Here is a 26,909-nt window from a genome sequence, read left to right on the forward strand (position 1 = left end):
TTTGGGCTATTTTTAATAAGTTTAAAAAAATATTTTTTTTAAATAGATAAAAGTATATTTGCAATAAAAAAGTCAAAAGATAACTAGTAGATGAATATAGCGGTTATAGGTTCAGGTTACGTAGGTTTAGTATCGGGTGCGTGTTTTTCAGAAATGGGAAATAAAGTTACTTGTGTTGATATTGATCAAAATAAAATAGATAAACTACACCAAGGAATTATTCCTATTTATGAACCAGGATTAGAAAAAATGGTTCTTAAAAATGTTGCTCAAAAAAACTTGTTTTTCACTACAGAGTTAGAAAAGGTTATTAATGATGTTGCTATTGTTTTTATTGCTGTAGGAACCCCTATGGGTGACGATGGTTCTGCAGATTTACAATATGTTTTATCTGTAGCTAAAGAAATAGGAGCTAAAATGACTAAAAGGCTTGTTGTTGTTGATAAATCAACCGTACCAATCGGAACGGCCGATAAAGTAAGAGCAACCATACAAAAAGAATTAGACGCAAGAGCTTTAGATATTACTTTCGATGTCGTTTCAAATCCTGAGTTTTTAAAAGAAGGAGATGCTATTAGTGATTTTATGAAGCCCGATAGAGTTGTTATTGGTGCAGAAACAGCATATGCTTTTGATCGCATGAAAGAATTATACAGTCCATTTTTTAGAACACACGAGCGTTTTATAACCATGGACATTCGTTCGGCAGAAATGACAAAATATGCAGCAAATGCAATGTTAGCTACTAAAATTTCATTTATGAACGAAATTGCAAATATTTGTGAAAGAGTAGGTGTGGATGTAAATAGTGTACGTGTAGGTATTGGTTCTGATAGTAGAATTGGTTACAGTTTTATTTATCCTGGTGCAGGTTACGGTGGTTCTTGTTTCCCAAAAGATGTAAAAGCTTTAAAGAAAATAGCGGAAGAAAATGGCTATGATGCACAATTAATTACCTCGGTAGAGGAGGTAAATAACCGTCAGAAATTTGTTATTGCAGAGAAAATAATTAAAAGATTTGGTGAAAATTTATCAGGGTTAACTTTTGCCCTTTGGGGATTAGCATTTAAACCAGGAACAGACGATATGCGAGAATCGCCCGCTATTTATGTGGTAAAAGAATTGGTGAAAAGAGGTGCTAAAATAAAAGCCTATGATCCGAAGGCAATGCAAGAGGCACAGCATTTTTATTTAAAAGATGTTGAAGGAGTTTCTTACTTCGAATCAAAATATGATGTTTTAAAAAAGGCAACTGCTTTAATAATGTTAACAGAATGGAAAGAGTTTCGTTCGCCAGATTTTACAGAAATAAAACAGCAGTTAAGTTTTCCTGTTATTTTTGATGGTAGAAATCAATATAACGCATTTAACTTAGAGGAAAAAGGTTTTGAATACTATCAAATAGGAAAAAAATAATTATTTTGCGGGCGCTGCTTTTTTATTATAAAAGAGATAAGTTATTATCATTACTTTGCATAGATAATTTTTTAATTATAAAACAGAAACATTGAAAAAGAAAAGAACATTGAAAAAAGAATTGATGAAAGTTGTTTGTATGCTTTTTATCTCATTTGCTAGTATAGCAACATACGGTCAGGCTACACAATCACAATTAAATAATATTGAGGTTGATAATTTATCAGATAAACAAGTAGCGAGCTATCGCGATAAAAGTAAAAAACAAGGATATACCTTAGAACAGGCCTTAGTAATGGCTAAAACCAAAGGAATGTCTGAGTTACAAGCTCAAAAATTAAAAACTAGAATCCTTAATTTAGGAAATAATGACGTTGTTGATTCAAAAGTTGACGATAAACCTGAAGATAAAGTTTTAACCAAAGGCTCTGATGATGTATATTTTGGTTTAACAGGTGGGCAAGGCGAAGCGCAACCAAAAGAAAAACTTTTTGGGTATGATTTTTTTAATAATCCAAATATTTCGTTTACGCCAAATTTAAATGTAGCAACTCCTGAGAATTATATTATTGGAGCAGGAGATGTTATTTCTGTTGATTTATGGGGAGCAGCTGAAGCTAATTACGATAAAAAAGTAAACAAGCAAGGTGCTATTAATATTCAAGGTGTTGGTTATATTCATTTAGTAGGATTACCTATTAAAGCGGCAAAATCAAAAATAAAAAATTATTTAAAGAGAATTTATGCAGGAATAACAGCCTCTTCAAATAGTTATAATAAAGTGAATATTGCTGTTTCGATAAAAGAAGTACGAAATGTTCAGGTAAACATTGTAGGAGAGGTGAAAGTGCCTGGTTCTTATTCTTTAAGTGCTTTTTCAACAGTTTTAAACTCGTTATATGCTGCTGGCGGACCAACAAAAAATGGAACGCTTAGAAATATTAGGCTTTTTAGATCAGGAAAGAAAATTGCTGATTTCGATTTTTATGAGTTTTTAGTAAACGGATTAGAAAAAGGAAATATAACCGTGCAAGATCAGGATGTTATCATTGTAAAACCCTACAAAAAATTAGTAACCATCGAAGGTGCTGTTAAAAGACCTGGTTTGTATGAAATGAAAGCTTCTGAAACACTTTCAAATTTATTAAACTACTGTAGTGGTTTTGTTTCAAATGCGTATAAACAAAATATCGTTGTTGAAAGAGTTAACGGTATTCAAAAAGAAATGGTAGAAATACCACAAGAAAAATTAGCTATAGAGAAGTTAAAAGATGGCGATTTTATAAAAATCAATAAAATTGCTGATGAATTTTCAAACAAAATAACCATAATAGGGGCTGTTTTTCAACCAGGGAATTATCAGTATACCGAAAACTTATCAGTAACCGATTTATTAAATAAAGCAGAAGGATTTACCAAAGAAGCTTTTTTAGATAGAGGAATCATTACAAGAACTTATGATGAAATAACTAAAGAGACTATTTCTTTTTCGTTAAAAGAAAATAATGATACGTTGTTTTTAAAGCAAAATGATAGTATTTATATCTTTAGTAAAGAAGAATTAAAAGAAAAAGAATTTATCACTATTAATGGAGCCGTAAATAAAGGAAGGAAATTTGATTTTATGCAAGGAATGCAAATAGAAGATTTAATAGTACTTGCAGGTGGTTTGAAAGATGGAGCTGATGCGAAAACAATTGACGTATCAAGAAGATTAAAAGATGGAAGTTTTGAGACTATTAGTAAAAACTTTAACCTTAGTGCAAATACAAGCTTAGAAGGAACAGCTAGCAATCATTTTATCTTGAAGCCTTTTGATATTATTTCGGTTCGCTATTTAAAAGGATATACCAAGCAAAAAACTGTTTTTATTAAAGGAGAAACTAATTTTGAAGGAGAATATGCAATCGGTTTAAAAAATGAGAAAATATCAGATTTAATTAAAAAAGCAGGTGGGTTAACAAAATTCGCCTATGTTGAAGGAGCTTTTTTAACTAGAAGAAATAATACTATAGAAGATAAAAAGCAATCAGAAATACTTACTGAGTTTGTTAGAAAAGACATGTTAGGTACAGGTAAGCAGCGAGTTAATGTGAGGAAATCGTTTAAAATAGGGATTAACTTAAAGAAGATATTAGCGAAGGGTGGTGTGTCGTCAAAATATAATTTAATTTTAGAAGAAGGAGATGAGCTTTTTATTCCTTCAGAAAGACAAACGGTAAAAGTAGAAGGTGAGGTATTATCGCCATCATTAGTTCGATATGAAAAAAGAAAAAGCTTTAAGCAATATATCGAGAATTCTGGTGGTTTTTCTGCAAAGGCAAAGAAAAGTAGGGCATATGTAATTCATGCCAATGGTGATATTAAAACGACAAAACGCTTTTTGTTTTTTAAATCATATCCAAAAGTAAAGCCAGGTTCGGTTATTTTAGTGCCTAATAAACCTGAAAGTGTTAGAGAAATTTCAACACAAGAGGTTATTGCTATAACAACAGGTTTAGCGACCTTAGGGGTTTTAGTAAAAACATTAACAGATAAATAGTAATTGCATATATAAATTAGCAATAAAAAAGTAACATGCTTTTAAGGTGTGTTACTTTTTTATTTAATAACTAAGAGATGTTTAAAGTTTGTGTTTATAAATGTTTTGATCAAATTTAACTAAAGAAAAACATCCTTATTTTTATACAACTCTTTTTGCTTTTTAATAAAAAGAGCTGATTACTAAATAATATCAAAAGAAATTCCTGTAATAATGGATAAAAGGAATTGTGAAAAATCTAAGTTGGCGATCATAAAATGAAAAATTTTGCACTAATAGGAGCTTCAGGATATATTGCTCCAAGACACATGAAGGCGATAAAGGAAACGGGAAACAACTTACTTGTAGCCTTAGATCCTTATGATGGCATCGGAATTATGGATCGTAATTTTCCGCAAGCAGATTTTTTTACAGAATTTGAAAAATTTGATAGCTTTATAGATACCTGGCATAGAAATAATCAAAGCAAACGAATTGATTATATGTCTATTTGTTCGCCTAATTATTTACACGATGCCCATATTCGATTTGCCTTAAAAAATGGTGCTGATGCAATTTCAGAAAAACCAGTAGTTTTAAACACTCAAAGTATTGATCAATTAAAGATTATTGAACAAGAAACAGGGCAAAAGGTATATAATATATTGCAGTTAAGATTGCATCCTTCAATCATAGCTTTAAAAGAAAAAGTTACTAAAGAATTAAAAGAGAATCCATTAAAAGTATATGATATTGATTTAACTTATTTAACCTCTAGAGGGAAATGGTATTTTGCTTCTTGGAAAGGAAATCAAGAGAAATCAGGTGGTATTACCTTTAATATTGGGGTTCATTTTTACGATATGTTGTGTTGGATTTTTGGCGATGTTCAAGAGACTATTGTACATTTAAAACAAGCCGATGCTAATGCGGGAAGTTTTAAATTAAAAAATGCAAATGTACGCTGGTTTTTGTCTGTTAATTATGATTATATTCCAAAAGATATTAAGGCGAGTGGTTTAACAACTTTTAGATCTATAATTGTTGATGGACAAGAAATAGAATTTAGCAATGGTTTTACAGATTTACACACCCGTAGCTATGAAGAAATTTTAAAAGGAAATGGCTTTGGTTTAGACCAGGCTTATGCTTCTATAAGCACTGTTACCACTATTATAAATTCGCAAGCTATTGGCTTAAAAGGAGCGTATCACCCATTTTGTAAAAACGTTATTAATGGATGATTTTTTTGTGCACAGCTCTTCATTTATAGACCAAGATGTGCAAATTGGTGCACATACTAAAATATGGCATTTCAGTCATATTTTATCGAATACAAAAATTGGTTCAAATTGTTCTTTTGGGCAAAATTGTGTTGTTGGTCCTAATGTGAAAATAGGAAATGGTGTAAAAGTACAGAATAATATTTCTATTTATCAGGGTGTTGAGGTAGAAGACGAGGTGTTTTTAGGGCCGTCGATGGTTTTTACCAATGTAATAAACCCAAGAAGTTTTATCATCAGAAAGCAAGAGTTTAAAAAAACGCTACTTAAAAAAGGCTGTTCGGTAGGGGCAAATGCAACCGTTATTTGCGGTGTTACTATAGGTGAATATGCCTTAGTTGGCGCTGGTGCTGTTGTAAATAAAGATGTTAAACCGTATGCGTTAATAGTTGGCGTACCAGGGAAACAAATAGGTTGGGTAAGTAAGGCTGGAAACACCTTAAAATTTAATGAAAGTGGTAACGCTGTTGATTTATATGACAATAGTGTATATCGTATTGTAAATAATCAAGTAGTTCGGCAATAATTTTCCTGCTTTTATCAGCTGATTATTACATTTTATTTTACTATTTTTATAAATTATTTTTCTTGTATTTTTCATGAATTATTATTTATATTTGTATGAATTACTGACGGTGTTTATATGTTTTTTTAGTATTAAAAAGAATATAAATTCGTTTGTCAATGAAGAGAAAATTTAAAATATATTAACACCTTTTTGCAGTAAAAAAATAATGGAAAATAATAACAGGTACAATAACACGGAAGATGAAATTGATTTAGTAGCATTATTTAGAACACTTAAAAAAGGTAAAAAAACAATCATTCGTTTTACAGTTGTTTTTGCATTAATAGGCTTGTTTATTGCCGTTTTTACAGCCAAAGAATATACCGCGTCAACAACTTTAGTGCCTCAAACTTCAAGTAGTAAACCTGGTGGTGCTTTAGGAGGCTTAGCTGCTATGGCTGGGATTAACTTAGGGTCAGGAGGAAGTACCGAAAGTATTAGCCCACATTTATATCCTAAAATCACGCAAAGTATTCTTTTTAAAAAAGAATTGTTAAACGTTCCTTTAAAATTTTCTCACCTTGAAAAAGAAGTTACTTATCAAGAATATTATTTAAAATATCAAAAAACAAATGTACTTTCTTTTATCAAACAATATACTATAGGGCTTCCTGCTAAGTTTATAGGCTTGTTTAAAAGTAAAAAAGAGGTAATTGTTAAAGAAGTTGCAAAAGATGCTATTTATAGAGTGTCTTTAGAGGAAACAGCTCTTTTTAAGAGCTTAGGAAATCAATTATCTTTAGATATTAATCCTAAAGAAGGATATGTGAAAATAGCATTTTCGATGCCAGAAGCTTTGCCAGCAGCTCAAATGACTGAAAAAGTGAAGGAGTTGTTACAAAAATCAATCACTGATTTTAAAGTGCAAAAAACAAAAGAAGAATATATTTTTATAGAAGAACGCTATAAAGAATTAAAAAAAGACTTTGAAAATAAACAGGTAACTTTAGCTAGTTTCAGGGATAGAAATCAAGGTTTAATTACTTCTCGTTCAAAATCTCGCATAGAAAGTTTACAGTCAGAGTATAATTTAGCTGCTACTATTTACTACGAATTAGCAAAGCAATTAGAAACTCAAAAAATTAAATTAAAAGAAAACACCCCTGTGTTTACAGTTTTAGAGCCTGTGAGTGTACCTGTTATAAAATCAAAACCTAAAAGAGGACTGATTTTTACAATTTGGTTATTATTAGGGGGTATAACGGGAATGGGGTTTGTTTTTGGAAAAGATTGGCTGAAAAAGTTAAAAGATAAATAGTACGTATCATTAAAAAATCACAAAATACTTTTAAGTTTTATAATCATAAAACTTAAAAGTATTTTAAATTAGCCATTTAAGAATTAAATTAAACACTATAAAAATTTATTTACCATACAGGGTAGAGTTATATATAATAAGATGGAAAAAGAAAAAAAAGCTAAGATGGTATTAATAACAGGTGGAGCAGGTTTTATCGGTTCTAATTTAGTATCTCATTTTTTAGAAAAAAAATATAAAGTAACTGTATTGGATAATTTTTCAACAGGATATCATCACAATATTGAACCTTTTTTAAAAAACCCAGATTTTAACTTAATCGAGGGTGATATTAGAGATTTAGAAACCTGTAAAAAAGCTTGTGAAAATAAAGAGTATGTTTTGCATCAAGCAGCTTTAGGTTCGGTTCCTCGTTCTATTGAAGATCCTATTACAAGTAACGATGTTAATAGTTCAGGGTTCTTAAATATGTTAGTTGCCGCAAGAGATACAGGTGTAAAACGTTTCGTTTACGCAGCAAGTTCATCAACTTATGGTGATTCAGAATCGTTACCAAAAGTAGAAGATGTAATAGGAAAACCTTTATCACCCTATGCTATTACCAAATATGTAAACGAATTATATGCCGATGTTTTTGGTAAAATGTATGGTTTAGAATGTATTGGTTTACGATATTTTAATGTTTTTGGAAGAAGACAAAATCCTAATGGCGCATATGCTGCGGTAATTCCGAAGTTTGTAACTCAATTAATGAATTATCAAAGTCCGCTTATTAATGGAGATGGAACCTATTCTAGAGATTTTACATACATCGATAATGTAATTCAAATGAATGAAAGAGCAATGCTTGCCGATTCTAAAACTGCGATAAATACCGTTTATAATACGGCTGTTGGAGATAGAACAACTATCAAAGAAATGGCAGGTTTATTAAAAGAATATCTATCTGAATTTGATGCTAAAATTGGCGATGTTGAAATTACACACGGTCCTAACAGATTAGGAGATATTCCTCATTCATTAGCATCTATTGAAAAAGCAAAGAAAAATTTAGGATACAAGCCAACGCATGAATTTGCAAAAGGATTAAAGGAGGCTGTTTCTTGGTATTGGGAAAATTTAGAAAGATAAAAGATGAGCAAAAAAATAGCAGTTATAGGTTTAGGTTATGTAGGGTTGCCGTTAGCAAGATTATTTGCTACAAAATATCCTGTAGTTGGTTTTGATATAAACCAAGCAAGAGTTTCAGATTTAAACAAAGGGCATGATGATACTTTAGAAGTATCTGACGAATTATTGAAATCTGCATTGATAAATGAAAACCCTTTTAATGCTGAAAAGAACGGATTATTATGTTCTGCAAATATAGATGACATTAAAGAGGCAAATGTATTTGTAGTAACAGTTCCAACGCCTGTGGATAAAAATAACCGTCCTATTTTAACTCCTTTAGTGAAAGCGAGTGAAACCATAGCTAAGGTTTTGAAAAAAGGAGATATTGTTATTTATGAATCTACCGTTTACCCAGGAGCTACTGAAGAGGAGTGTATTCCTGTGTTAGAAAGAATTTCGGGGATGAAATTTAATGTAGATTTTTATGCAGGATATTCTCCAGAAAGAATTAATCCAGGCGATAAAGAGCATACTGTTGAAAAAATATTAAAAGTTACCTCAGGTTCTACTCCAGAAATTGGAAAAGTAGTTGATGGAATTTATAAATCGGTAATTACCGCAGGAACACATTTAGCACCAACAATTAAAGTTGCCGAAGCTGCAAAAGTAATTGAAAACTCACAAAGAGATATTAATATCGCTTTTGTAAATGAATTGGCAAAGATATTCAATTTAATGGATATTGATACACACGCAGTTTTAGAAGCAGCGGGTACAAAATGGAATTTCTTACCTTTTAAACCAGGTTTAGTTGGAGGGCATTGTATTGGTGTTGATCCTTATTATTTGGCACAAAAAGCACAAGAATTTGGCTATCATCCAGAAATTATTTTAGCAGGAAGAAGGTTAAATGATTCTATGGGTAAATATGTAGCCGAGCAGGTTGTTAAAACCATGATTAAAAAAGATATTCCTGTAAATAAAGCAGAAATATTAATGCTAGGAGTTACATTTAAAGAAAACTGTCCTGATGTTCGTAATACTAAAATTATTGATGTGATTTTAGCCTTAGAAGATTATGGAATGAAAGTAACAACGTATGATCCTTGGGCGAATCCTGCAGAAGTGAAGCATGAATACGCAATAGAAAGTGTTCAAGAATTACCTGAAAAACAGTTTAGCGCTATTGTTTTAGGAGTTGCTCATAATGAGTTTAAAACCTTAAATTTAGAAGCTATAAGAAAAGAAACTTCTATTGTTTATGATGTGAAAGGGATTTTAGAGAGTAGTGATAGTAAATTGTAAGTATATTCATTTAACAGAAAATCAATTTTGAGTAAAGGTTTAAATAAAATGTTTATTAATAGTGTCTTTTGGGCATCTTTTAGTAAAATAGGATATGTATTGCTAGCTTTACTAGGAAATATGTTTTTGGCTAGATTTATAACGGCTGAGGAATTTGGTGTTATAGGAGTTGCTATGTTTTTTGTTGGTATTTTCAATGTTCTTATTGAGGGTGGAGTTGGTGGAGCGTTAGTACGTAAGGAAAATGTAACCCCAAAGGATTACTCAACAGTTTTTATCTTTAATTTAGCTGTAAGTCTTATTTTATTTGGGGTTATGTTTGTTATTGCTGAACCGATAGCATTGTATTATGAAAAACCTATTTTAAAAGAGGTTTTGTGGGCTCTGAGTTTATTATTGGTTATTAACGCTTTTACTGTAGTTCAAAATACAAAGTTGATTAGAGATATGAGCTTTAAACAAAAAGGAATATATCAAATAATATCTTTAGGTGTAGCAACTATAATTTCTTGTTATTTAGCTTATAAAGGATTTGGTGTCTGGGCTATTGTTTCTTTACAAATAATATCAGCATTTATATTAATGCTGATATTATGGTTTAAATTAGGTCGTATTGGTAGTTTTGTTTTTTCAAAAAAATCATTCAAGGAGATTTTTTCTTTTGGGGTGTTTACGACACTTTCGTCTATTTTAAATATTGCTTTTGACAATGCTTATCAATTGATAATTGGTAAATATTTTAGTTTTTCTCAGGTAGGTTATTATTATCAAGCTAAAAAATTGTACCAAGCACCAGATGGGGTTTTTAGAACGGTTATTTCACAAGTTTTTTATTCTTATCTAAGTAAATTTCAAAAAGATACTGAAGTTTTTATTACAAAGTTTAATCTAATGGCAAAGTTAACAGCTATTATTATTGGTCTAATGGTATCTTTGATATACTTATATGCTGAACAAGTTATATTGTTACTTTATGGAGATAAATGGGGTGAATCAGTTTTTTTTATTAGGTTGATAGCTTTGTCTGGTTTTTTTATATTACTGGAGCAGGTGAATAGAAATATATTTAAAATTTTTAATCAAACACACAAAATATTATATCTAGAAATTTTTAATAAGGCTATTCAAGCAATAAGTATTGCTATAGGAATTTATTATTTAAATTTGAATGTGTTATTATATGGATTAGTCGTAACGTCTATTGTTAGTTATGTGATTAATTTGTATTTTTCATTATATGTTATAAATAAGATTCATTACGATATATTTTTAAATGTACTAAAGATAACTTTATCAGCGGGATTTTCAGTTGTTTTGTTTTTGCATCTATATGAATATTTTCATGTAGATTTATATTCAAGGATTTTAATATTTCCTATATTCGTGTTTTTGTATTTATTTATTTTAAAAATAATAAAGGTGTTTAATAAAGACATGCTAATTAGCATAAAAAAAGTTTTAAATAGAAAATAGTTGATTTAGATAGCAGTATTGTATTGATAAATATATTTTGATTAAAAGTTTATTAAAAAATAAGAAGTTTGGTTTTTATAGTTTTTGTTATCTTTATTGTTTTATTCAGTTCATTTGTATTTGGAATAACTCCATCTACAGATAAAGAACTAATTGTTATGTTATCACTTAATTTAATAACAATTTTAGTTTTTTTTAGTAGTAAAGAGACCTCTTTTTTTTATAAAAAAAATTATTTTAAACATTCAAATTTATTAATATTAAGTTTTCTTATTGTATTTTTTCAAATAGCTGTTGAATATCTTGCTGGAAATATTGATTTAGGAAATGATTTCTTAATACCTAGACCAGATGTTTTTTTTAAAACAGTACATGTTTTAAGTATTTCTTTTGTTACATTTTTTTTAGGTTATTTGATTTCAAAAAAAATAAAATTTAGAGAAACAAAATCTGTTCGTCCAAAAAACACATTATTCTTATATTTAGGGTCAGTCCTTTCTTTTATTTTGTATGTATTTGTGACTGATAAATCATATTTTATGGGGAGTTATGCAGAAACTAAATTTACACCTTTAATGGTTTATAGTAGTGTTTTATATGTTTCTTTTACTACAGCATATTTAGTTCAAAAATCAGTAAATATAAGATTAAGTAATTCTTGTTTCTCTTTAAAAGAATTTATATTCAAAATTGATAAATTAATTATAGTGGCAATTACTTTATATTTAGGTCTTGTTCTGATGTCAGGAGATAGAGGCCCATTTATTTTTATGAGTATGGTTTGCTTAGTCGTATTTATGTACGCTACAAGAATTAAATTGAAACTTAAAGTAATTGCTCCGATGATCGTGTTTGCAGTAGTATTAATAATGTTTATAGGTATTGCAAGAGCTCCTTTTTTAATTGGAGCTTCTTTTTCTGAGAAACTTGACTATGTTTTGGAAGTTAAAGATAGAATTCCATTTGTTTCGCCTGCAACAATGGAGTTGGCAAGTTCTTTTAGAACGGCTAATGTTGTTGTTGCAGAGGTTTCAAGTAAAACAGATTACTTTTATGGTAGCTTTTTTATTAGAACTATTCTGTCTATAATCCCTGGTTTATCTGGTTTATTGATTGAGTTTTTTTATTCTGACCTTCCAAATTATATGAACACGCCTGCAAGTTATGTAACTTACTTAATACAAGGCGCTTCACCTAGGTACGGAGATGGAGCAAGTGCTATTACAGATATTTATTTAGATTTTGGAGTTGCAGGATGCGTTTTCTTTTTCTTCTTTTTTGGAGCCTCTATTAGGGGAATGGAGAAGGCTGTTTTTGGTAAAAAACCGGGTGCTTCTATATTTTTATTAGTTGTATCTGTGTGTTATTTTGCAATGGCAATAAGAACAGGAAGAGCATCTATTTTAGAACCATTTATAACAGCTGTACGAGTGCTTATTTTTATATATTTGAATAACATATTAGTTAAAGGATTAAAGAAAGGATGAAAATACTATTATTCATAGATAACTTAGGTTCTGGTGGAGCTCAAAGACAGATAGTAACAATTGCAAAGTTGTTAAAAGAAAAAGGATTTGATGTTTCTTTTTTAGTATATGGAGATGCTAATTTTTTTGAAGAAGAAGTAAAAAATAATAATATTCAAATAGAATATATTTTAACAAACAATTATTTAAAACGAATATTGAGTGTTAGAAAATTTATACGTAGAAATAATTTTAAAGTTGTAATTTCCTTTTTAGAAACGCCTAATTTTTTAAATTGTATTGCTGCTATTGGTGGTAAAACATGGAAAGTTATAACTAATGAGCGAAGTTCAAAGGAAAGTACTTTTTTGTCTCTCAAAGGTAAAATATTTGCATGGTTTCAAAGATATTCAGATTCAATTGTATGTAATTCAAATAATGCAAAAAATATGTGGGAGAGTTATTATCCACAGTATAAAAACAAATTGGGTGTAATATATAATTCAGTCACAATACTTAATCCTGAGATAGCTTATGTGCCTAAAAGAGATGATAAAATAAATATATTAATAGTAGCTTCATATCAGTATTTAAAAAATCCACTAGGCGTTGTAAAAGGACTTTCTTTACTTGATGAAAACGAGAGAAAGAAAATAAATGTGAATTGGTTTGGTCGAATAGATGTTTCAGGGGCTAATTTAGATGCTTATAAAGAAGCTGAAAAATTAATAATTAAAAATGAGCTTTCACAGGTTATAAAACTTAATAACTCTACGAAAAAAATTGAAGAAGAAATTAAGATTAATGATATAGTAGGTTTATTCAGTAGCGTAGAGGGGTTACCTAACGCAATATGTGAAGCAATGATGTTAGGTAAACCTGTTATTATGACAAAGGTTTCAGATTACGAAGTTTTAATAGATAAAAGTAATGGGTATTTATGTGATTGGAATGAAATAGAATCAATAAATTTAGTTTTTAAGGAGGTTATAAGGTTAGATGACAAAAAAATAAAATTATTAGGTGAAAATTCAAAAATAAAGGCGGATAAATTATTCTCTCCTAATAAAATAGTTAAAGAATGGATAAACGAAATATATTCGCATTAATAGAATTATTTTTTTCATCACTCAAATAAAATAATTAACTATGTATTAATCTTCTGTCTACTTGATAGAAGTATTGTTTAACGGATTCTATCTTTTATAGAAAAGGTTAATTAAATAATGTTTTAAAAAATTTTGGAATTATATGGTAAAAAGTAAACCCAAAATATTACTTTGTGCGCCTCATGGAGGAGCTGTTGGAGGAATTGCCAAGTGGACGGGGCATATTTTGACGTATTATGAAATGAAAAAAGATATTTCAGTAGAATTATCTTTGTTTAACATGAAAAGGAAAAATCCTATTTATGCTAATACCTCTAAATTAAAACGTATACACAGTGGTCTGAAAGAATATTACAACCTTATCAGAAGTTATAAAAATAAAATTGTTGTTGATAAAATAGATGTTGTTCACATTACATCAAGTGCTTCTTTCGGTTTATTTCGTGATCTTCTGATGTTGAAATATGCAAAAAAGTCAAATGTAAAAAGTATTATTCATTTTCGTTTTGGGCGTATTCCTGAATTATTCGAGAAAAATAATTGGGAAAAACGATTAATAGATAAAGTAATTAAAAAGGCAGATAAAGTAATCGTTATAGATAAATTATCTCATGAAATTTTACTGAATTATGGTTATAAAAATATAGCACTTTTACCTAATCCATTAGCTCCTATTGTAGATAGTATTATTAAGCAAAATAATACGATTAAAAGGATAGATAGAACACTTATGTTTGTAGGTCATATAATTGAAACAAAAGGCGTTTTCGAATTAGTTCGAGTTTGTAAGGAAATACCAAATATTCAATTAAAAATGATTGGAGCTGTATCTGAAGAAACAAAAGAAAGATTAATTAAATTAGGAGGAATAAACCATCAAAAATGGCTTAATTTCGTTGGTGAATTGGATTTTACAAATGTTATAAAAGAAATGCTTTCAGCAGGTGTATTTGTATTGCCTACTTATACAGAAGGGTTTCCAAACGTAATTATTGAAAGTATGGCGTGTGCTTGTCCTATAGTAGCGTCTTCTGTTGGAGCAATTCCTGAAATGTTAGATTTAAAAGGGAATAAAGACTACGGAATTTGTATTGAAGCAAAAAATGAAAAACAATTAAAAGAAGCCATTGAAAAAATGATTAATAATCGAGATTTTGCAATCCAATCAGGTAATAATGCACAACGTAGGGTTAATGAATTATATACTATGAAAATAGTTTGTCAGGAGTTAGAAAGTATTTGGAAATCAATGGTTTAATAAAAAAAAGATATGAAAATAAAAAATAAAGTATTATTAATCACAGGAGGTACAGGTTCTTTTGGAACAGCAGTATTAAGAAGGTTTATAAATACAGACCACTTTAAAGAAATTCGAATTTTTTCAAGAGATGAAAAAAAACAGGAAGATATGAGAATACAGTTTAACAATGATAAACTGAAATTTTATATTGGAGATGTTAGAGATTTTAATAGTGTTGAGCTTGCAGCAAGAGGTGTAGATTATATTTTTCACGCAGCGGCATTAAAACAAGTTCCTTCTTGTGAATTTTTTCCAATGCAGGCAGTAAAAACAAATGTAATTGGTACGCAAAATGTAATTGATGCAGCAGGGATAAATAAAGTTAAAAAAGTAATTTGTTTAAGTACAGATAAAGCAGCTTATCCAATCAATGCAATGGGTATTTCTAAAGCAATGATGGAAAAAGTAGCCGTAGCGGCAGCAAGAAACCTTCAAGATACAACAGTGTGTTTAACACGATATGGAAATGTAATGGCATCAAGAGGTTCTGTAATACCATTATTTGTTAATCAAATTAAAAATGGAGAAGCATTAACAATTACAGACCCAAAAATGACCCGTTTTTTAATGTCTTTAGATGAAGCTGTTGATTTAGTTTTATTTGCTTTTGAAAATGGAAATTCAGGAGATTTATTTGTAAATAAAGCACCCGCAGGAACTATTGAAGATTTAGCAGTAGCCTTGAAAGAACTATTTAAAGCAGATACTCCTATAAAAGTTATCGGAACTCGTCATGGAGAGAAATTGTACGAAACTTTATGTACAAGAGAAGAAATGATGAAAGCTCAAGATATGGGTAATTTCTATAGAGTTCTTGCAGATAATCGCGACTTAAATTATGCTCAATATTTTTCAGAAGGAGCTGAAGATGTTTCAAAAATAGAAGATTATCATTCGCACAATACAGAACAGTTAGGTGTTGAAGGAATGAAAGAATTATTACTAAAATTACCTCTTATCCGTAAAGAAGTTTTAGGAGAGGACGTAATGCAATATCCAGGTTAAAAATGGAAAAAACGAAAATTTTATCAGGAGGAAATTTTTCTGACCAAAGAGGAACGTTAACATTTAATAACGATTTTGATATGTCTGCGGTTAAACGCATATATACCTTACAAAATACAACAACCGATTTTGTAAGAGGTTGGCAAGGGCATACTATTGAACAGCGTTGGTTTTCGTGCTTACAAGGAAGCATTAAGGTTCAATGTATTGAGTTAGATTCATCTGAAGAACCAAATAAAGATTTACCAATCGAAGAATTTATATTGTCAAGTGAATCTTTGGATGTTTTACATATTCCGGCGGGCTATGTTACTGCAATACAAACATTAAGTAACGACGCAAAATTAGTATCAATGTCTGACTATAAGTTAGGTGAAGTTGATGATGTGGTACGTTATCCATTAGATTATTTTAATTCAAGAAAATGAAAAAAATAGGAATTACAGGTCAAGGAGGTTTTGTAGGTTCGCACCTATATAACACCTTAGGGTTATCACCAGAAAAATACGAAAGAGTCGTATTTAGTAAAGAATTTTTTACCGATGTTCAACAATTAGATGAATTCGTAAAAAAATGTGATGTTATCGTACATTTAGCGGCGATGAACCGTCATCCAGACCCTGAGGTTATTTATAATAAAAATATTGAATTAGCACAGTTATTAGTTGATTCGTTAGAAAGAACCAATTCAAAAGCACACGTTTTATTTTCATCTTCTTCACAGGAAGAAAAAGATAACCTTTACGGGAAATCAAAAAAAGAAGGTAGAGAGTTATTGTGTAAATGGGCAGAAAAAGCAGGCGGGAAATTTACTGGAATGATAATTCCAAATGTATTTGGTGCTTTTGGTAAACCAAATTATAATTCATTTATTGCTACTTTTTGTCATAAGTTGGTAACTAATGAAATGCCTGAAATTAATGTTGATGGAGAAGTAAATTTGATTTATGTTGCCGAATTAGTAGCGCAAATAATCAATCAAATTGAATTAGGAAAAACCAATGAAAATTATGTAATTCCCTTTACATCTACACATAAGGTTTCTGAAGTGCTATCAAAATTAGAAAATTTTAAAAATTTGTATTTCGAAAAAGGAGAAATTCCGGAACTGAAATCGCAATTCGATTTAAATTTATTTAATACATATCGTTCATTTATTGATTATAAAACACATTTTCCAATAAAATTCACAGAACATACTGATCCAAGAGGTGCTTTTGTTGAGGTAATTCGTTTAGGAATTGGAGGACAATGTTCATTTTCAACAACAGTTCCAGGAATTACAAGAGGAAATCACTTTCATACTCGAAAAGTAGAACGTTTTTCAGTTGTTAAAGGAAAAGCCTTAATTCAACTAAGAAAAATTGATTCAGATGAGGTTTTAGATTTTTATTTAGATGGAAACGAACCTGCTTATGTTGATATGCCAATTTGGTACACGCATAATATTAAAAATATAGGCGATGAAGAATTATTAACAATTTTTTGGATAAACGAGCCTTATAATCCAGAAGATGCTGATACTTATTTTGTAGAGGTATAATTAAAAAAATATAATGAAAAAACTAAAAGTAGTAACGGTTGTAGGAACCCGTCCAGAAATTATTAGATTATCGAGAGTTTTAGTTGCCTTAGATGCTTCTGATGCAATAGAACATACGATTATTCATACAGGGCAAAATTATGATTATGAATTAAACCAAATTTTCTTTGAAGATTTAGGCTTAAGAAAACCTGATTATTTTTTAGAGGCAGCAGGAAAAACTGCAACGGAAACAATTGGGAATATCCTTATTAAAATTGATCCACTTTTAGAAGAATTAAATCCAGAAGCATTTTTAGTTTTAGGAGATACAAATTCATGTCTGTGTGCAATTCCTGCAAAAAAACGTCAAATTCCTATTTTCCATATGGAGGCAGGAAATCGTTGTTTTGATCAACGTGTTCCTGAGGAAACGAATAGAAAAATTGTAGATCATACAGCAGATGTTAATTTAACATATTCAGATATAGCAAGAGAATATTTGTTAAGAGAAGGGCTTCCTGCCGATAGAATTATCAAAACAGGTTCGCCAATGTTTGAGGTATTAAACCATTATTTACCTCAAATTAAATCATCGTCAGTTTTAGATACGTTGAACCTAGAGGAAGGAAAGTTTTTTGTAGTTTCAGCACATAGAGCTGAAAATATTGGTTCAGAAAAGAATTTTGAAGATTTAATGCAATCGTTAAACGAAATTGCAACTAAATATAAATATCCAATTATTGTTTCTACACATCCTCGTACAAGAAATATGATTGAGAAAAAGAAGATTAAAATGCGTCCAGAAATTCAGCTTTTAAAGCCACTAGGATTTCACGATTATAATGCTTTACAAATGCGTTCGTATGCTGTTTTATCAGATTCGGGAACAATTTCAGAAGAGTCTTCTATTTTAAATTTTAGAGCATTAAATATCCGTCAGGCACATGAACGTCCAGAGGCAATGGAAGAAGCATCTGTAATGATGGTTGGGTTATCGCCAGAACGTATTATGCAAGGTTTAGCACAAGTTTTACAACAAGAAATAGGTGCTACAAGAAACTACCGTCCTGTTGCAGATTATTCTATGCCGAATGTTTCTGCTAAAATGGTTCGAATTATTTTAAGTTACACCGATTATATAAAAAGAGTTGTTTGGAGTGAGGAAATTTAGAAATAAATGAATATATTATTTTTAACATTAGTACAGATAGATTCTATTACTGATAGAGGTATTTATCCCGATTTATTACGGAAATTTTGTAATGAAGGACATAAAGTAACTATTGTTACACCTGTTGAACGAAGAAAAAAAATTAGTACAAATTTAATTAAACACGAAAATATTTCAATTTTACAAGTCAAAACCTTAAATATTCAGAAAACTAATATTTTAGAGAAAGGACTTGGAACTTTGTTAATTGAATCACAATATTTATCAGCAATAAAGAAATATTTAGCTACTGAAAAATATGATTTAATTTTATATGCGACACCACCAATCACTTTTGAGAAAGTTATTCGTTATGTTAAAAAGAAGAATCAAGCAAAAACATATCTTTTGCTAAAAGATATATTTCCTCAAAATGCTGTGGATATGAAAATGATTCGTAAGGGAGGTTTTGTACATCGGTTTTTTTTGAAAAAAGAGAGAAATCTATATGAAATATCAGATACAATTGGGTGCATGTCGGAGGCAAATGTAGATTTTGTTTTAAAATATAATTCTGAAATTGATAAAAATAAAGTAGAGGTAAACCCTAATACTATTGAACCTATTGAAATAAAATATTCAGACGAAGAAAAATACAATATTCGATCTCAATATGGAATTCCATTAAATAAAAAAATATTTGTTTATGGTGGAAATTTAGGGAAACCTCAAGGATTAGGCTTTCTATTAGAGACTATTACTAGAACGAAAAATCAAGAAGTGTATTTTTTAATAATAGGAGATGGTACAGAGTATCAAAGAATATCTGATTGGTTTAAGGAACAAAACCCTACTAATGCTAAATTATTACAACGATTACCAAAATCAGATTATGATAAGTTACTAGCTTCTTGTGATGTAGGTTTAATTTTTTTAGATGAAAATTTTTTAATACCTAATTTTCCGTCGCGGTTGTTATCTTATTTAGAAATGAAAATACCTGTATTATCAGCAACAGATTGTAATACAGATATAGGGGATGTCATTGAAAATGCAAAATGTGGATACAAAGTCGTAGCAGGAAATCAAGATGAGATGCAACAAAAAATAAGCAAGTTAATGAATGATGATTTTAATGTTTTGTCTGAAAACTCGTACAACTTATTATTAAATGAATATCTTGTAGAAAGATCATATAAATTAATATTAAATAGGATGTAATGTATAAAAACTATATTAAACGTGTTTTCGACTTTCTAATAGCTTTAGTGGCATTAGTTTTATTAAGTCCAATATTTATAATTGTGCTAATTTTATTAAGCATTTATAATAACGGTAAACCTTTTTTCTTTCAAAAAAGACCGGGTAAAAACCAAGAAATCTTTAAGGTTATCAAGTTTAAAACCATGAACGATAAAAAAGATAGTGATGGAAATTTATTAGCCGATTCAGAAAGATTAACAAAAGTTGGTAACTTTGTTCGTAAAACATCATTAGACGAACTTCCACAATTATTAAATGTTTTAAAAGGAGATATGAGTTTGATAGGTCCAAGACCTTTATTAATTGAATATTTGCCACTGTATAGTAATGAGCAGCAAAGAAGACACGATGTAAAACCAGGAATAACAGGTTTGGCACAGGTTAATGGGCGTAATGCAATTAGTTGGCAGAAAAAATTTGAATATGATGTTCAATATGTTGATCATATTTCTTTTATTTCAGATGTGAAAATATTTTTTAAAACCTTTTTAAAAGTGTTTAAATCAGAAGGAATTAGTAAAGAAGGACAAGCAACTACAACCAAGTTTTTAGGCAATGGATAAAAGAATTTGTTTGTTTGGAGCTAGCGGTCATGGAAAGGTAATTAAAGACATCGCTGTTAATAATAATGTTGAGGTTTTTACTTTTGTAGATGATAATCCAAAACTAGAAGTATTACATAATATTTCGGTAATAAAATCAGCAGAAATAGCATCTGTTAATACAGAAAATTTTATTATATCAATAGGAAATAATGAAATTAGAAAAAAAATAGCAAATCAATTAAATGTACAATACACATATTTAATCGATACAACAGCTACTGTTTCAAAATCAGCAAAAATAGCAGCAGGAACAGTTGTAATGCCTTGCGCTGTTATTAATGCTGATGTTACTATCGGAAAACATTGTATTATTAATACGGGAGCAATTATAGAGCATGATTGTAGTATTGAAAATTATGTTCATGTATCACCAAATGCAATAATAACAGGTGCTGTTTCAATAAAAGAAGGAACTCATATTGGTGCTGGAGCTATTGTAATACCTGGTGTTAAAATAGGAAAATGGGCTACTATTGGCGCAGGAACGGTAATTATTAAAGACGTTCCTGATTATGCAGTTGTTGTAGGAAATCCAGGTAGGATTATAAAATTTAAAGAAAAAAAATAATGGATAAAATTTGGCTTTCTTCTCCGCATATGGGAGGTTCAGAACAAAAATACGTGCAAGAAGCATTTGATACCAATTGGATAGCACCACTAGGACCAAATGTAAACGGATTTGAAAAAGATTTAGAAAATTATATTGGTGAAAACTCAAGTGTTGCTTGTTTGGTTTCAGGAACATCAGCAATACATTTAGCTTTAATATTATCAGAAGTTGGCTTAAATGATGACGTTATTTGTCAGAGCATGACTTTTTCAGCATCAGCAAACCCGATTAAATATCAAGGAGCTAACCCTGTTTTTATCGATAGCGAAAAAGATACTTGGAATATGTGCCCGATAGCCTTAGAAGAAGCTATTGAAAAAGGCATATCAAAAGGTAAAAAACCAAAAGCGATTATTGTAGTCCATTTATATGGAATGCCTGCAAAAATGGATGAAATTGTCGCGATTTCAAAAAAACATGGTATCTCTTTAATTGAAGATGCCGCCGAAGCATTAGGAGCTACTTACAAAGGGCAGAAATGTGGAACTTTTGGCGATTATGGAATATTATCGTTTAACGGAAATAAAATTATTACCACATCAGGAGGTGGTGCTTTAGTTTGTAAATCAGAAAAAAACAAACAAAAAGCCATCTTTTTAGCAACCCAAGCAAGAGATGATGCACCACATTATCAACATTCAGAAGTAGGATATAACTACAGAATGAGTAATGTTGTAGCGGGTATTGGTAGAGGGCAGATGGAAGTTTTAGATAAACACATCGGTTATCGAAGAGCTAACAATGAATTTTATCAAGAGTTATTTAAAGATGTTGCAGGAATAACTGTTTTTAAAGAAGCAACGCAAGATTTTTATTCAAATCATTGGTTGAGTGCTATTGTTGTTGATCAAACTATCACAGGTTTTTCTAGAGAAGATTTACGATTAAGTTTATCGGAAGACAATATAGAATCTCGTCCTTTATGGAAGCCGATGCATTTACAACCAGTTTTTGAAAATACTGATTATTATGGAACTGATGTGTCTGAAAAATTATTTACTGACGGATTATGTTTGCCTTCAGGCTCTAATTTAACGGCTGATGATAGAACTAGAATAAAAGAATCTGTAGCGAAATTATTGAAAAAAAATCAGTAAAAAATACTTATAAGTTACTTATTGAAAAAATAAAAGCTCAGGATAATTTCTGAGCTTTGTTTTTTATAAATTAGACGATATTATCATAAAAAAAATGAAAGGCATAATTTTAGCAGGCGGATCAGGAACACGCTTATATCCGATAACAAAAGGCGTATCAAAACAATTACTTCCTGTGTACGATAAACCGATGATTTACTATCCGTTATCGGTTTTGATGCTTGCAGGAATCACCGAAATTTTAATAATTTCAACCCCAACCGATTTACCTAACTTCAAAATATTATTAGGCGATGGAAGTGATCTAGGAATCACTCTAAAATACGCAGAACAACCATCTCCAGATGGCTTAGCACAAGCCTTTATTATTGGTGAAGAATTTATAGCAAACGATGATGTTTGTTTAATTTTAGGCGATAATATTTTTTACGGTCATGGATTACCAGAAATGTTAGCGTCGGCAATTCATAATGTTCAAAATGATAAAAAAGCAACTATTTTCGGCTATTATGTAAAAGATGCAAAACGCTACGGAGTCGTTGATTTTGATGCTAATGGCAACGCAATATCAATTATTGAAAAACCTGAAAATCCGAAGTCAAATTATGCCGTTGTTGGATTGTATTTTTATCCGAATAATGTTATTAAAATAGCAAAAGAAGTAGTTCCTTCAGAAAGAGGTGAGTTAGAAATAACGTCTGTAAATCAACAATATTTAGAAGATAAAGAACTAAAAGTTCAACTTATGGGACGTGGTTTCGCTTGGCTAGATACAGGCACACACGATTCCTTATTAGAGGCAAGTCAATTTATTGAAACCATCGAAAAACGACAAGGTTTAAAAGTAGCTTGTTTGGAAGAAATCGCTTTATATATGGGATATATATCCAAAGAAAAAGTACGAGAACTCGCCGAACCCTTAAAAAAGAACGGCTACGGACAGTATTTATTAAATTTAGTAAAAGAGAACTAATAAAGGCTAATAAAGTTTAAATGAAATTTATCAAAACAGCACTTCTTGATGTGGTTATTATCGAACCAACCGTTTTTAAAGATCAAAGAGGATATTTTTACGAATCGTTTAATCAAGAAAAATTTAATGCAAATATTGGCGAAAATATAGGCACGATTAATTTTATTCAAGATAACGAATCTAAATCTACTTTTGGTGTTTTAAGAGGCTTGCATTTTCAAAAACCACCTTTTTCACAAGCAAAATTAGTGCGATGTAATAAAGGAAAAGTATTAGATGTTGTAGTCGATTTACGTAAAAAATCGCCAACTTTTGGCAAGCATATAACGGTTTTTTTATCCGAAGAAAATAAAAAACAATTATTTGTTCCAAGAGGTTTTGCACATGGTTTTGTGGTTTTATCCGAAGAAGCTATTTTTTCGTATAAAGTAGATAATACATACGCTCCTTCGCATGAAGACGGTATTTTATGGAACGATAAAACCTTAAATATCGATTGGAATATTGCCCAAGAAAAAGTGGTTTTATCAGTAAAAGATGAAATTTTAGGCAATTTTAATCAATTTGATTCTCCTTTTTAATATATTACCTAAATGCCGTATTAGAAATAGCATCGAATCTGTCAATCTGAATTTATTTCAGATTCACATCCTGATTTGCCACAATTATGCGATGCTGAACTAAATTCAGCATGACGGCAGGTATATCAAAGTTAAATTGATATAAGAATCGTAAATTTGAAATATATTTTATAAACAATTTTTTTAATGAAAAATATTTTAATCACAGGCGGTGCAGGATTTATTGGTTCACATGTTGTTCGATTATTTTCGAATAAATACCCAACATATCAAATTATTAATTTAGATGCTTTAACCTACGCAGGAAATCTAGATAATTTAAAAGATGTAGAAAACAATTCAAACTACACTTTTATAAAAGGAGATATTTGTGATGAAGTTTTAGTCAAAAATATTTTTAAAGATTATAAAATAGATTCGGTTATTCATTTGGCGGCAGAATCGCATGTTGACCGTTCTATTTCTGACCCTTTTTCGTTTGTGAAAACCAATGTTTTTGGAACATTAAACCTATTAGAAAACGCTAAAAATAGCTGGAAAGATAATTTAGAAGGCAAATTATTTTATCATATTTCTACCGATGAAGTGTATGGAAGTTTAGCCAAAACAGGTCTTTTTACTGAAAAAACGGCATACGATCCGCACTCGCCTTATTCGGCATCAAAAGCATCTTCTGACCATTTTGTAAGAGCTTTTCATGATACTTACGGCTTACCGATTGTAATTTCAAACTGCTCTAATAATTACGGAGCAAATCAGTTTCCCGAAAAATTAATTCCATTATTTATTGATAATATCTGTAATAATAAACCCTTGCCAGTCTATGGAAAAGGCGAAAATATTAGAGATTGGCTTTATGTAGAAGATCATGCAATGGCAATTGATGTAATTTTTCATCAAGGAAAAATAGGTGAAACCTATAATATTGGTGGCGATAATCAGTGGAAAAATATAGATTTAATTAAACTTTTAATAAAAGAAACAGATGCTTTATTAGGTCGAAAACAAGGAGCATCCGAAGCATTGATAACGCATATAACCGATAGAGCAGGGCATGATTATCGCTATGCAATTGATGCTTCAAAACTTAAAAATGAGTTGGGTTGGCAGCCATCTTTGCAGTTTGAGCAAGGCATCAAAAAAACAATTATTTGGTATTTAGAAAATCAAGAATGGTTAAAGAATATCGCTAAAAAGAAGCCGTAATTTTTTTTGGAGCTATTTCCCGCTTTCCGCACTCGCTTTTTTTGTTTTTTTGAAGGAAAAAAACAAAAAAGAGCTCAAACAATTGCTTCAATCGGGGCTAGGGGTTTTTGCTATATTTTGAAAACTCAAAACGATAAAAAAAGCACCCGTTTAAAACAGGTGCTTTTTTAGGTATTTATAGTGTTAAAACTTTATTGTTTTAGTATTATTTCAGCCTTTTTAAACTTAAATCTTTATTGTATTTTATAATGAATAACCCTTTATTGCTGGTGCTTCCAAACATTTTCTTAGTATAATCAAATTTGTTTTCTAAACGAAGTGAAACACCTTCTTTAAAAGTATCGGTTAAGGCTTTTCCTGAAGCTAAACGCATTAAAATATCATAGGTTATATCAAAACCTTTAATGGCATAATCCGAAGGGATGGTATTGTTTTTTTGGTAATATTTTTTATTAAAAACGTTAACCTCTTTCGAAGCGTCATCAGTAAAAGAATCAGATACGTAGGTAAAATGAACACTCGCTAATTTGTTGTTTTCTATTTTATTGTATGATTTATGTTTTTCTACGGCAAAAACCTGTAGGTTTATTTTGTCAGGAATACCAATCATACTGTTTAAAACATCGGCTATAGCAACATTATCATCAGAAGTTATAAGTACCCAATTGTCTTTTTTGGCGCTCATTTTACTGGTAAATAATGTTTTTTTAATATAGCCTTTCTTAGGTTTTAAAACATGGATGTTTTGAATAGAATCGTGGCTTTTTAATTGGGCTACAATTTTATTTATTTTGCTGTTTGAAGCTGTTTTTCCATCGCCAACTATAAAAATTTGCTGTCCGTTATAGGTTTCTTTTAAATAAGAAATTAAATAATCGGTATAGTTATTTTTATCGGGTGCTGTTTTAATTAGTTTTTTTGCTGAAAATTTATGCTGACTCTTAGAAAAGTGAGGAAACATAACAGGAGCATTAATTTTATTAGCAACAATTTCTGCTTTATCAGCATAAAAAGGACCAATAACAACATCAGTGTCTTTTAATTTATCTTTAGCTAATATTGAAGTAATATTTTTACCTCTATTTCCAGTATCAAAAAGATTTACATGTACATTAATACCTTGTTTTTTTATTGAATCGACAGCCATTTCTAAACCTAAATAAAATTCAGTAACCATATTGGCTAATTTAGCTGAACTGTTTTTTTCTTTACTAAAAATATCAGTAGCCGTAGTGTTGCTATAATCTTTCGCTTTAAAAGGAAGTAAAATAGCTAAATTAATAGCAATGTCATTTTCAATATAATCTTTGTAAAAAGTGTAATTATCGCTTGAATTTACCTCCTCAATTGGTTTTATTTTTAATAACTGCCCAACGGTTAATTCGTTGTTTGCTATTTCGGCATATTCAGGGTTTAGTTGAATTAAATTTTGCTTAGAAATATTATAAAAATGGGTTAAGCTGTACACAGTTTCTTTACTTTTTACGGTATGTGTTAAAAAGTTTTTAAGAACAGTTTCTTTATCAACAGCAATTGTTTTAGCGATTGCTTTAACTTTTAAAACTTGCCCAACACTTAAAATATTTTTTTGAATACCAGGGTGTTTTGGGTTCCATTTTATTAAATCATCTTTAGAAATACCGTATTTTTTAGTAATTCGATACACTGTTTCTTGCGCATTAACTGTATGTGTTTTGTATTCATATACGGTTTGTTTAAAAACAGTTTCACCTGGAGTGGTAGGTGTGTTTTGAGTATCGGTTTTTACAGGGGTATCTGAATTTTCGGTTTCAGTACTACTTGTAACAACTTCTTTAGTACTATTAGACGAAGAAGTTCCTTTTTTTATTTCAATATTAGGAATAATAATAACCGTATTGGCACTCGGACGTCTATCAACATGAGGATTTAAACGTAATAAATCCCTGGTTTTCATATCCAATCGCTTGGCAATTTGGCGCATTGTTTCACCCTGTTGAACCTTATAAGATACATACCTTTTTTGTTGACCGCAAGAAACGGCAAAGGTTAAAATGCAAATTAAAAGTAAAAATTGTAACTTCTTCATCTAGTAGCTTTTTA

The 26,909-nt window shown here is 30.0% G+C and carries 23 protein-coding genes; 22 read left to right on the forward strand and 1 reads right to left on the reverse strand.

Features of this window, described 5'->3' with window-relative positions; genetic code table 11:
- The first annotated feature begins 90 nt into the window (after positions 1-90).
- The 22 genes from AQ1689_RS00940 (at position 91) to rfbB (ending at position 24,827) form a co-directional block, all read left to right on the forward strand.
- Positions 91-1,416 carry a UDP-glucose dehydrogenase family protein gene (locus tag AQ1689_RS00940; RefSeq protein WP_101916178.1) on the forward strand — a complete coding sequence of 442 codons (1,326 nt, stop codon included), beginning with the start codon at positions 91-93 and terminating at the stop codon, positions 1,414-1,416.
- Positions 1,417-1,507: 91 nt separating this feature from the next.
- Complete coding sequence (locus AQ1689_RS00945; protein WP_101954902.1) at positions 1,508-3,958, forward strand: SLBB domain-containing protein; 2,451 nt, start codon at positions 1,508-1,510, stop codon at positions 3,956-3,958.
- A 257-nt stretch (positions 3,959-4,215) separates the two neighbouring features.
- Entirely contained in the window at positions 4,216-5,181 is a 966-nt protein-coding gene (locus AQ1689_RS00950) for a Gfo/Idh/MocA family protein (protein ID WP_101916176.1), read from the forward strand.
- Entirely contained in the window at positions 5,174-5,746 is a 573-nt protein-coding gene (locus tag AQ1689_RS00955) for an acyltransferase (protein WP_101916175.1), read from the forward strand. The genes AQ1689_RS00950 and AQ1689_RS00955 overlap by 8 nt, the downstream gene beginning before the upstream one ends.
- A 208-nt stretch (positions 5,747-5,954) precedes the next feature.
- A complete protein-coding gene (locus tag AQ1689_RS00960) occupies positions 5,955-7,046 on the forward strand; it encodes a Wzz/FepE/Etk N-terminal domain-containing protein (protein ID WP_101916174.1) in 1,092 nt (363 codons plus the stop codon).
- Between the two features lie 141 nt (positions 7,047-7,187).
- Complete coding sequence (locus tag AQ1689_RS00965; RefSeq protein ID WP_101916173.1) at positions 7,188-8,177, forward strand: SDR family oxidoreductase; 990 nt, start codon at positions 7,188-7,190, stop codon at positions 8,175-8,177.
- 3 nt (positions 8,178-8,180) lie between these two features.
- Positions 8,181-9,464: a nucleotide sugar dehydrogenase gene (locus AQ1689_RS00970; protein WP_101916172.1), complete on the forward strand. Its 1,284-nt coding sequence runs from the start codon at positions 8,181-8,183 to the stop codon at positions 9,462-9,464.
- A gap of 27 nt (positions 9,465-9,491) precedes the next feature.
- Entirely contained in the window at positions 9,492-10,937 is a 1,446-nt protein-coding gene (locus AQ1689_RS00975) for a lipopolysaccharide biosynthesis protein (RefSeq protein ID WP_145993702.1), read from the forward strand.
- Between the two features lie 68 nt (positions 10,938-11,005).
- The gene (gene wzy, locus AQ1689_RS00980; protein WP_159459695.1) at positions 11,006-12,424 is read left to right on the forward strand and encodes an O-antigen polysaccharide polymerase Wzy; all 1,419 of its coding nucleotides are present in this window, start codon (positions 11,006-11,008) and stop codon (positions 12,422-12,424) included.
- On the forward strand, positions 12,421-13,512 hold the full coding sequence (locus AQ1689_RS00985) for a glycosyltransferase (RefSeq protein WP_101916169.1): 1,092 nt from the start codon (positions 12,421-12,423) through the stop codon (positions 13,510-13,512). The genes wzy and AQ1689_RS00985 overlap by 4 nt, the downstream gene beginning before the upstream one ends.
- Before the next feature lie 142 nt (positions 13,513-13,654).
- Positions 13,655-14,770, forward strand: a complete 1,116-nt coding sequence (locus AQ1689_RS00990) for a glycosyltransferase family 4 protein (protein WP_101916168.1) — start codon at positions 13,655-13,657, stop codon at positions 14,768-14,770.
- Between the two features lie 12 nt (positions 14,771-14,782).
- The gene (locus AQ1689_RS00995) at positions 14,783-15,817 is read left to right on the forward strand and encodes a polysaccharide biosynthesis protein (RefSeq protein ID WP_101954903.1); all 1,035 of its coding nucleotides are present in this window, start codon (positions 14,783-14,785) and stop codon (positions 15,815-15,817) included.
- Between the two features lie 2 nt (positions 15,818-15,819).
- A complete protein-coding gene (locus AQ1689_RS01000) occupies positions 15,820-16,245 on the forward strand; it encodes a WxcM-like domain-containing protein (protein ID WP_058884364.1) in 426 nt (141 codons plus the stop codon).
- Positions 16,242-17,360 (forward strand): polysaccharide biosynthesis C-terminal domain-containing protein, encoded by a 1,119-nt coding sequence (locus tag AQ1689_RS01005; RefSeq protein ID WP_101916167.1) that lies wholly within the window; start codon positions 16,242-16,244, stop codon positions 17,358-17,360. Before AQ1689_RS01000 ends, AQ1689_RS01005 begins: the two co-directional genes overlap by 4 nt.
- A 13-nt stretch (positions 17,361-17,373) precedes the next feature.
- Positions 17,374-18,513 carry a non-hydrolyzing UDP-N-acetylglucosamine 2-epimerase gene (gene wecB / locus AQ1689_RS01010; protein WP_101916166.1) on the forward strand — a complete coding sequence of 380 codons (1,140 nt, stop codon included), beginning with the start codon at positions 17,374-17,376 and terminating at the stop codon, positions 18,511-18,513.
- Positions 18,514-18,519: 6 nt separating this feature from the next.
- Positions 18,520-19,713 carry a glycosyltransferase family 4 protein gene (locus AQ1689_RS01015; RefSeq protein ID WP_101916165.1) on the forward strand — a complete coding sequence of 398 codons (1,194 nt, stop codon included), beginning with the start codon at positions 18,520-18,522 and terminating at the stop codon, positions 19,711-19,713.
- Positions 19,713-20,318 (forward strand): sugar transferase, encoded by a 606-nt coding sequence (locus AQ1689_RS01020; RefSeq protein WP_101916164.1) that lies wholly within the window; start codon positions 19,713-19,715, stop codon positions 20,316-20,318. The genes AQ1689_RS01015 and AQ1689_RS01020 overlap by 1 nt, the downstream gene beginning before the upstream one ends.
- The gene (locus tag AQ1689_RS01025) at positions 20,311-20,928 is read left to right on the forward strand and encodes an acetyltransferase (protein WP_180947510.1); all 618 of its coding nucleotides are present in this window, start codon (positions 20,311-20,313) and stop codon (positions 20,926-20,928) included. Before AQ1689_RS01020 ends, AQ1689_RS01025 begins: the two co-directional genes overlap by 8 nt.
- A complete protein-coding gene (locus AQ1689_RS01030) occupies positions 20,925-22,067 on the forward strand; it encodes a DegT/DnrJ/EryC1/StrS family aminotransferase (RefSeq protein WP_101954904.1) in 1,143 nt (380 codons plus the stop codon). The genes AQ1689_RS01025 and AQ1689_RS01030 overlap by 4 nt, the downstream gene beginning before the upstream one ends.
- A gap of 94 nt (positions 22,068-22,161) precedes the next feature.
- Complete coding sequence (gene rfbA / locus AQ1689_RS01035) at positions 22,162-23,040, forward strand: glucose-1-phosphate thymidylyltransferase RfbA (protein WP_101954905.1); 879 nt, start codon at positions 22,162-22,164, stop codon at positions 23,038-23,040.
- Between the two features lie 20 nt (positions 23,041-23,060).
- Positions 23,061-23,621 carry a dTDP-4-dehydrorhamnose 3,5-epimerase gene (gene rfbC, locus AQ1689_RS01040; RefSeq protein ID WP_101954906.1) on the forward strand — a complete coding sequence of 187 codons (561 nt, stop codon included), beginning with the start codon at positions 23,061-23,063 and terminating at the stop codon, positions 23,619-23,621.
- Between the two features lie 186 nt (positions 23,622-23,807).
- Entirely contained in the window at positions 23,808-24,827 is a 1,020-nt protein-coding gene (rfbB, locus tag AQ1689_RS01045; RefSeq protein WP_101954907.1) for a dTDP-glucose 4,6-dehydratase, read from the forward strand.
- Positions 24,828-25,032: 205 nt separating this feature from the next.
- On the opposite strand, the gene AQ1689_RS01050 is transcribed toward rfbB, so the two are convergent.
- Complete coding sequence (locus AQ1689_RS01050) at positions 25,033-26,895, reverse strand: LysM peptidoglycan-binding domain-containing protein (protein WP_101954908.1); 1,863 nt, start codon at positions 26,893-26,895, stop codon at positions 25,033-25,035.
- Positions 26,896-26,909 lie beyond the last annotated feature (14 nt).

It is taken from the genome of Tenacibaculum finnmarkense, assembly GCF_900239185.1.
Lineage (GTDB): Bacteria > Bacteroidota > Bacteroidia > Flavobacteriales > Flavobacteriaceae > Polaribacter > Polaribacter finnmarkensis.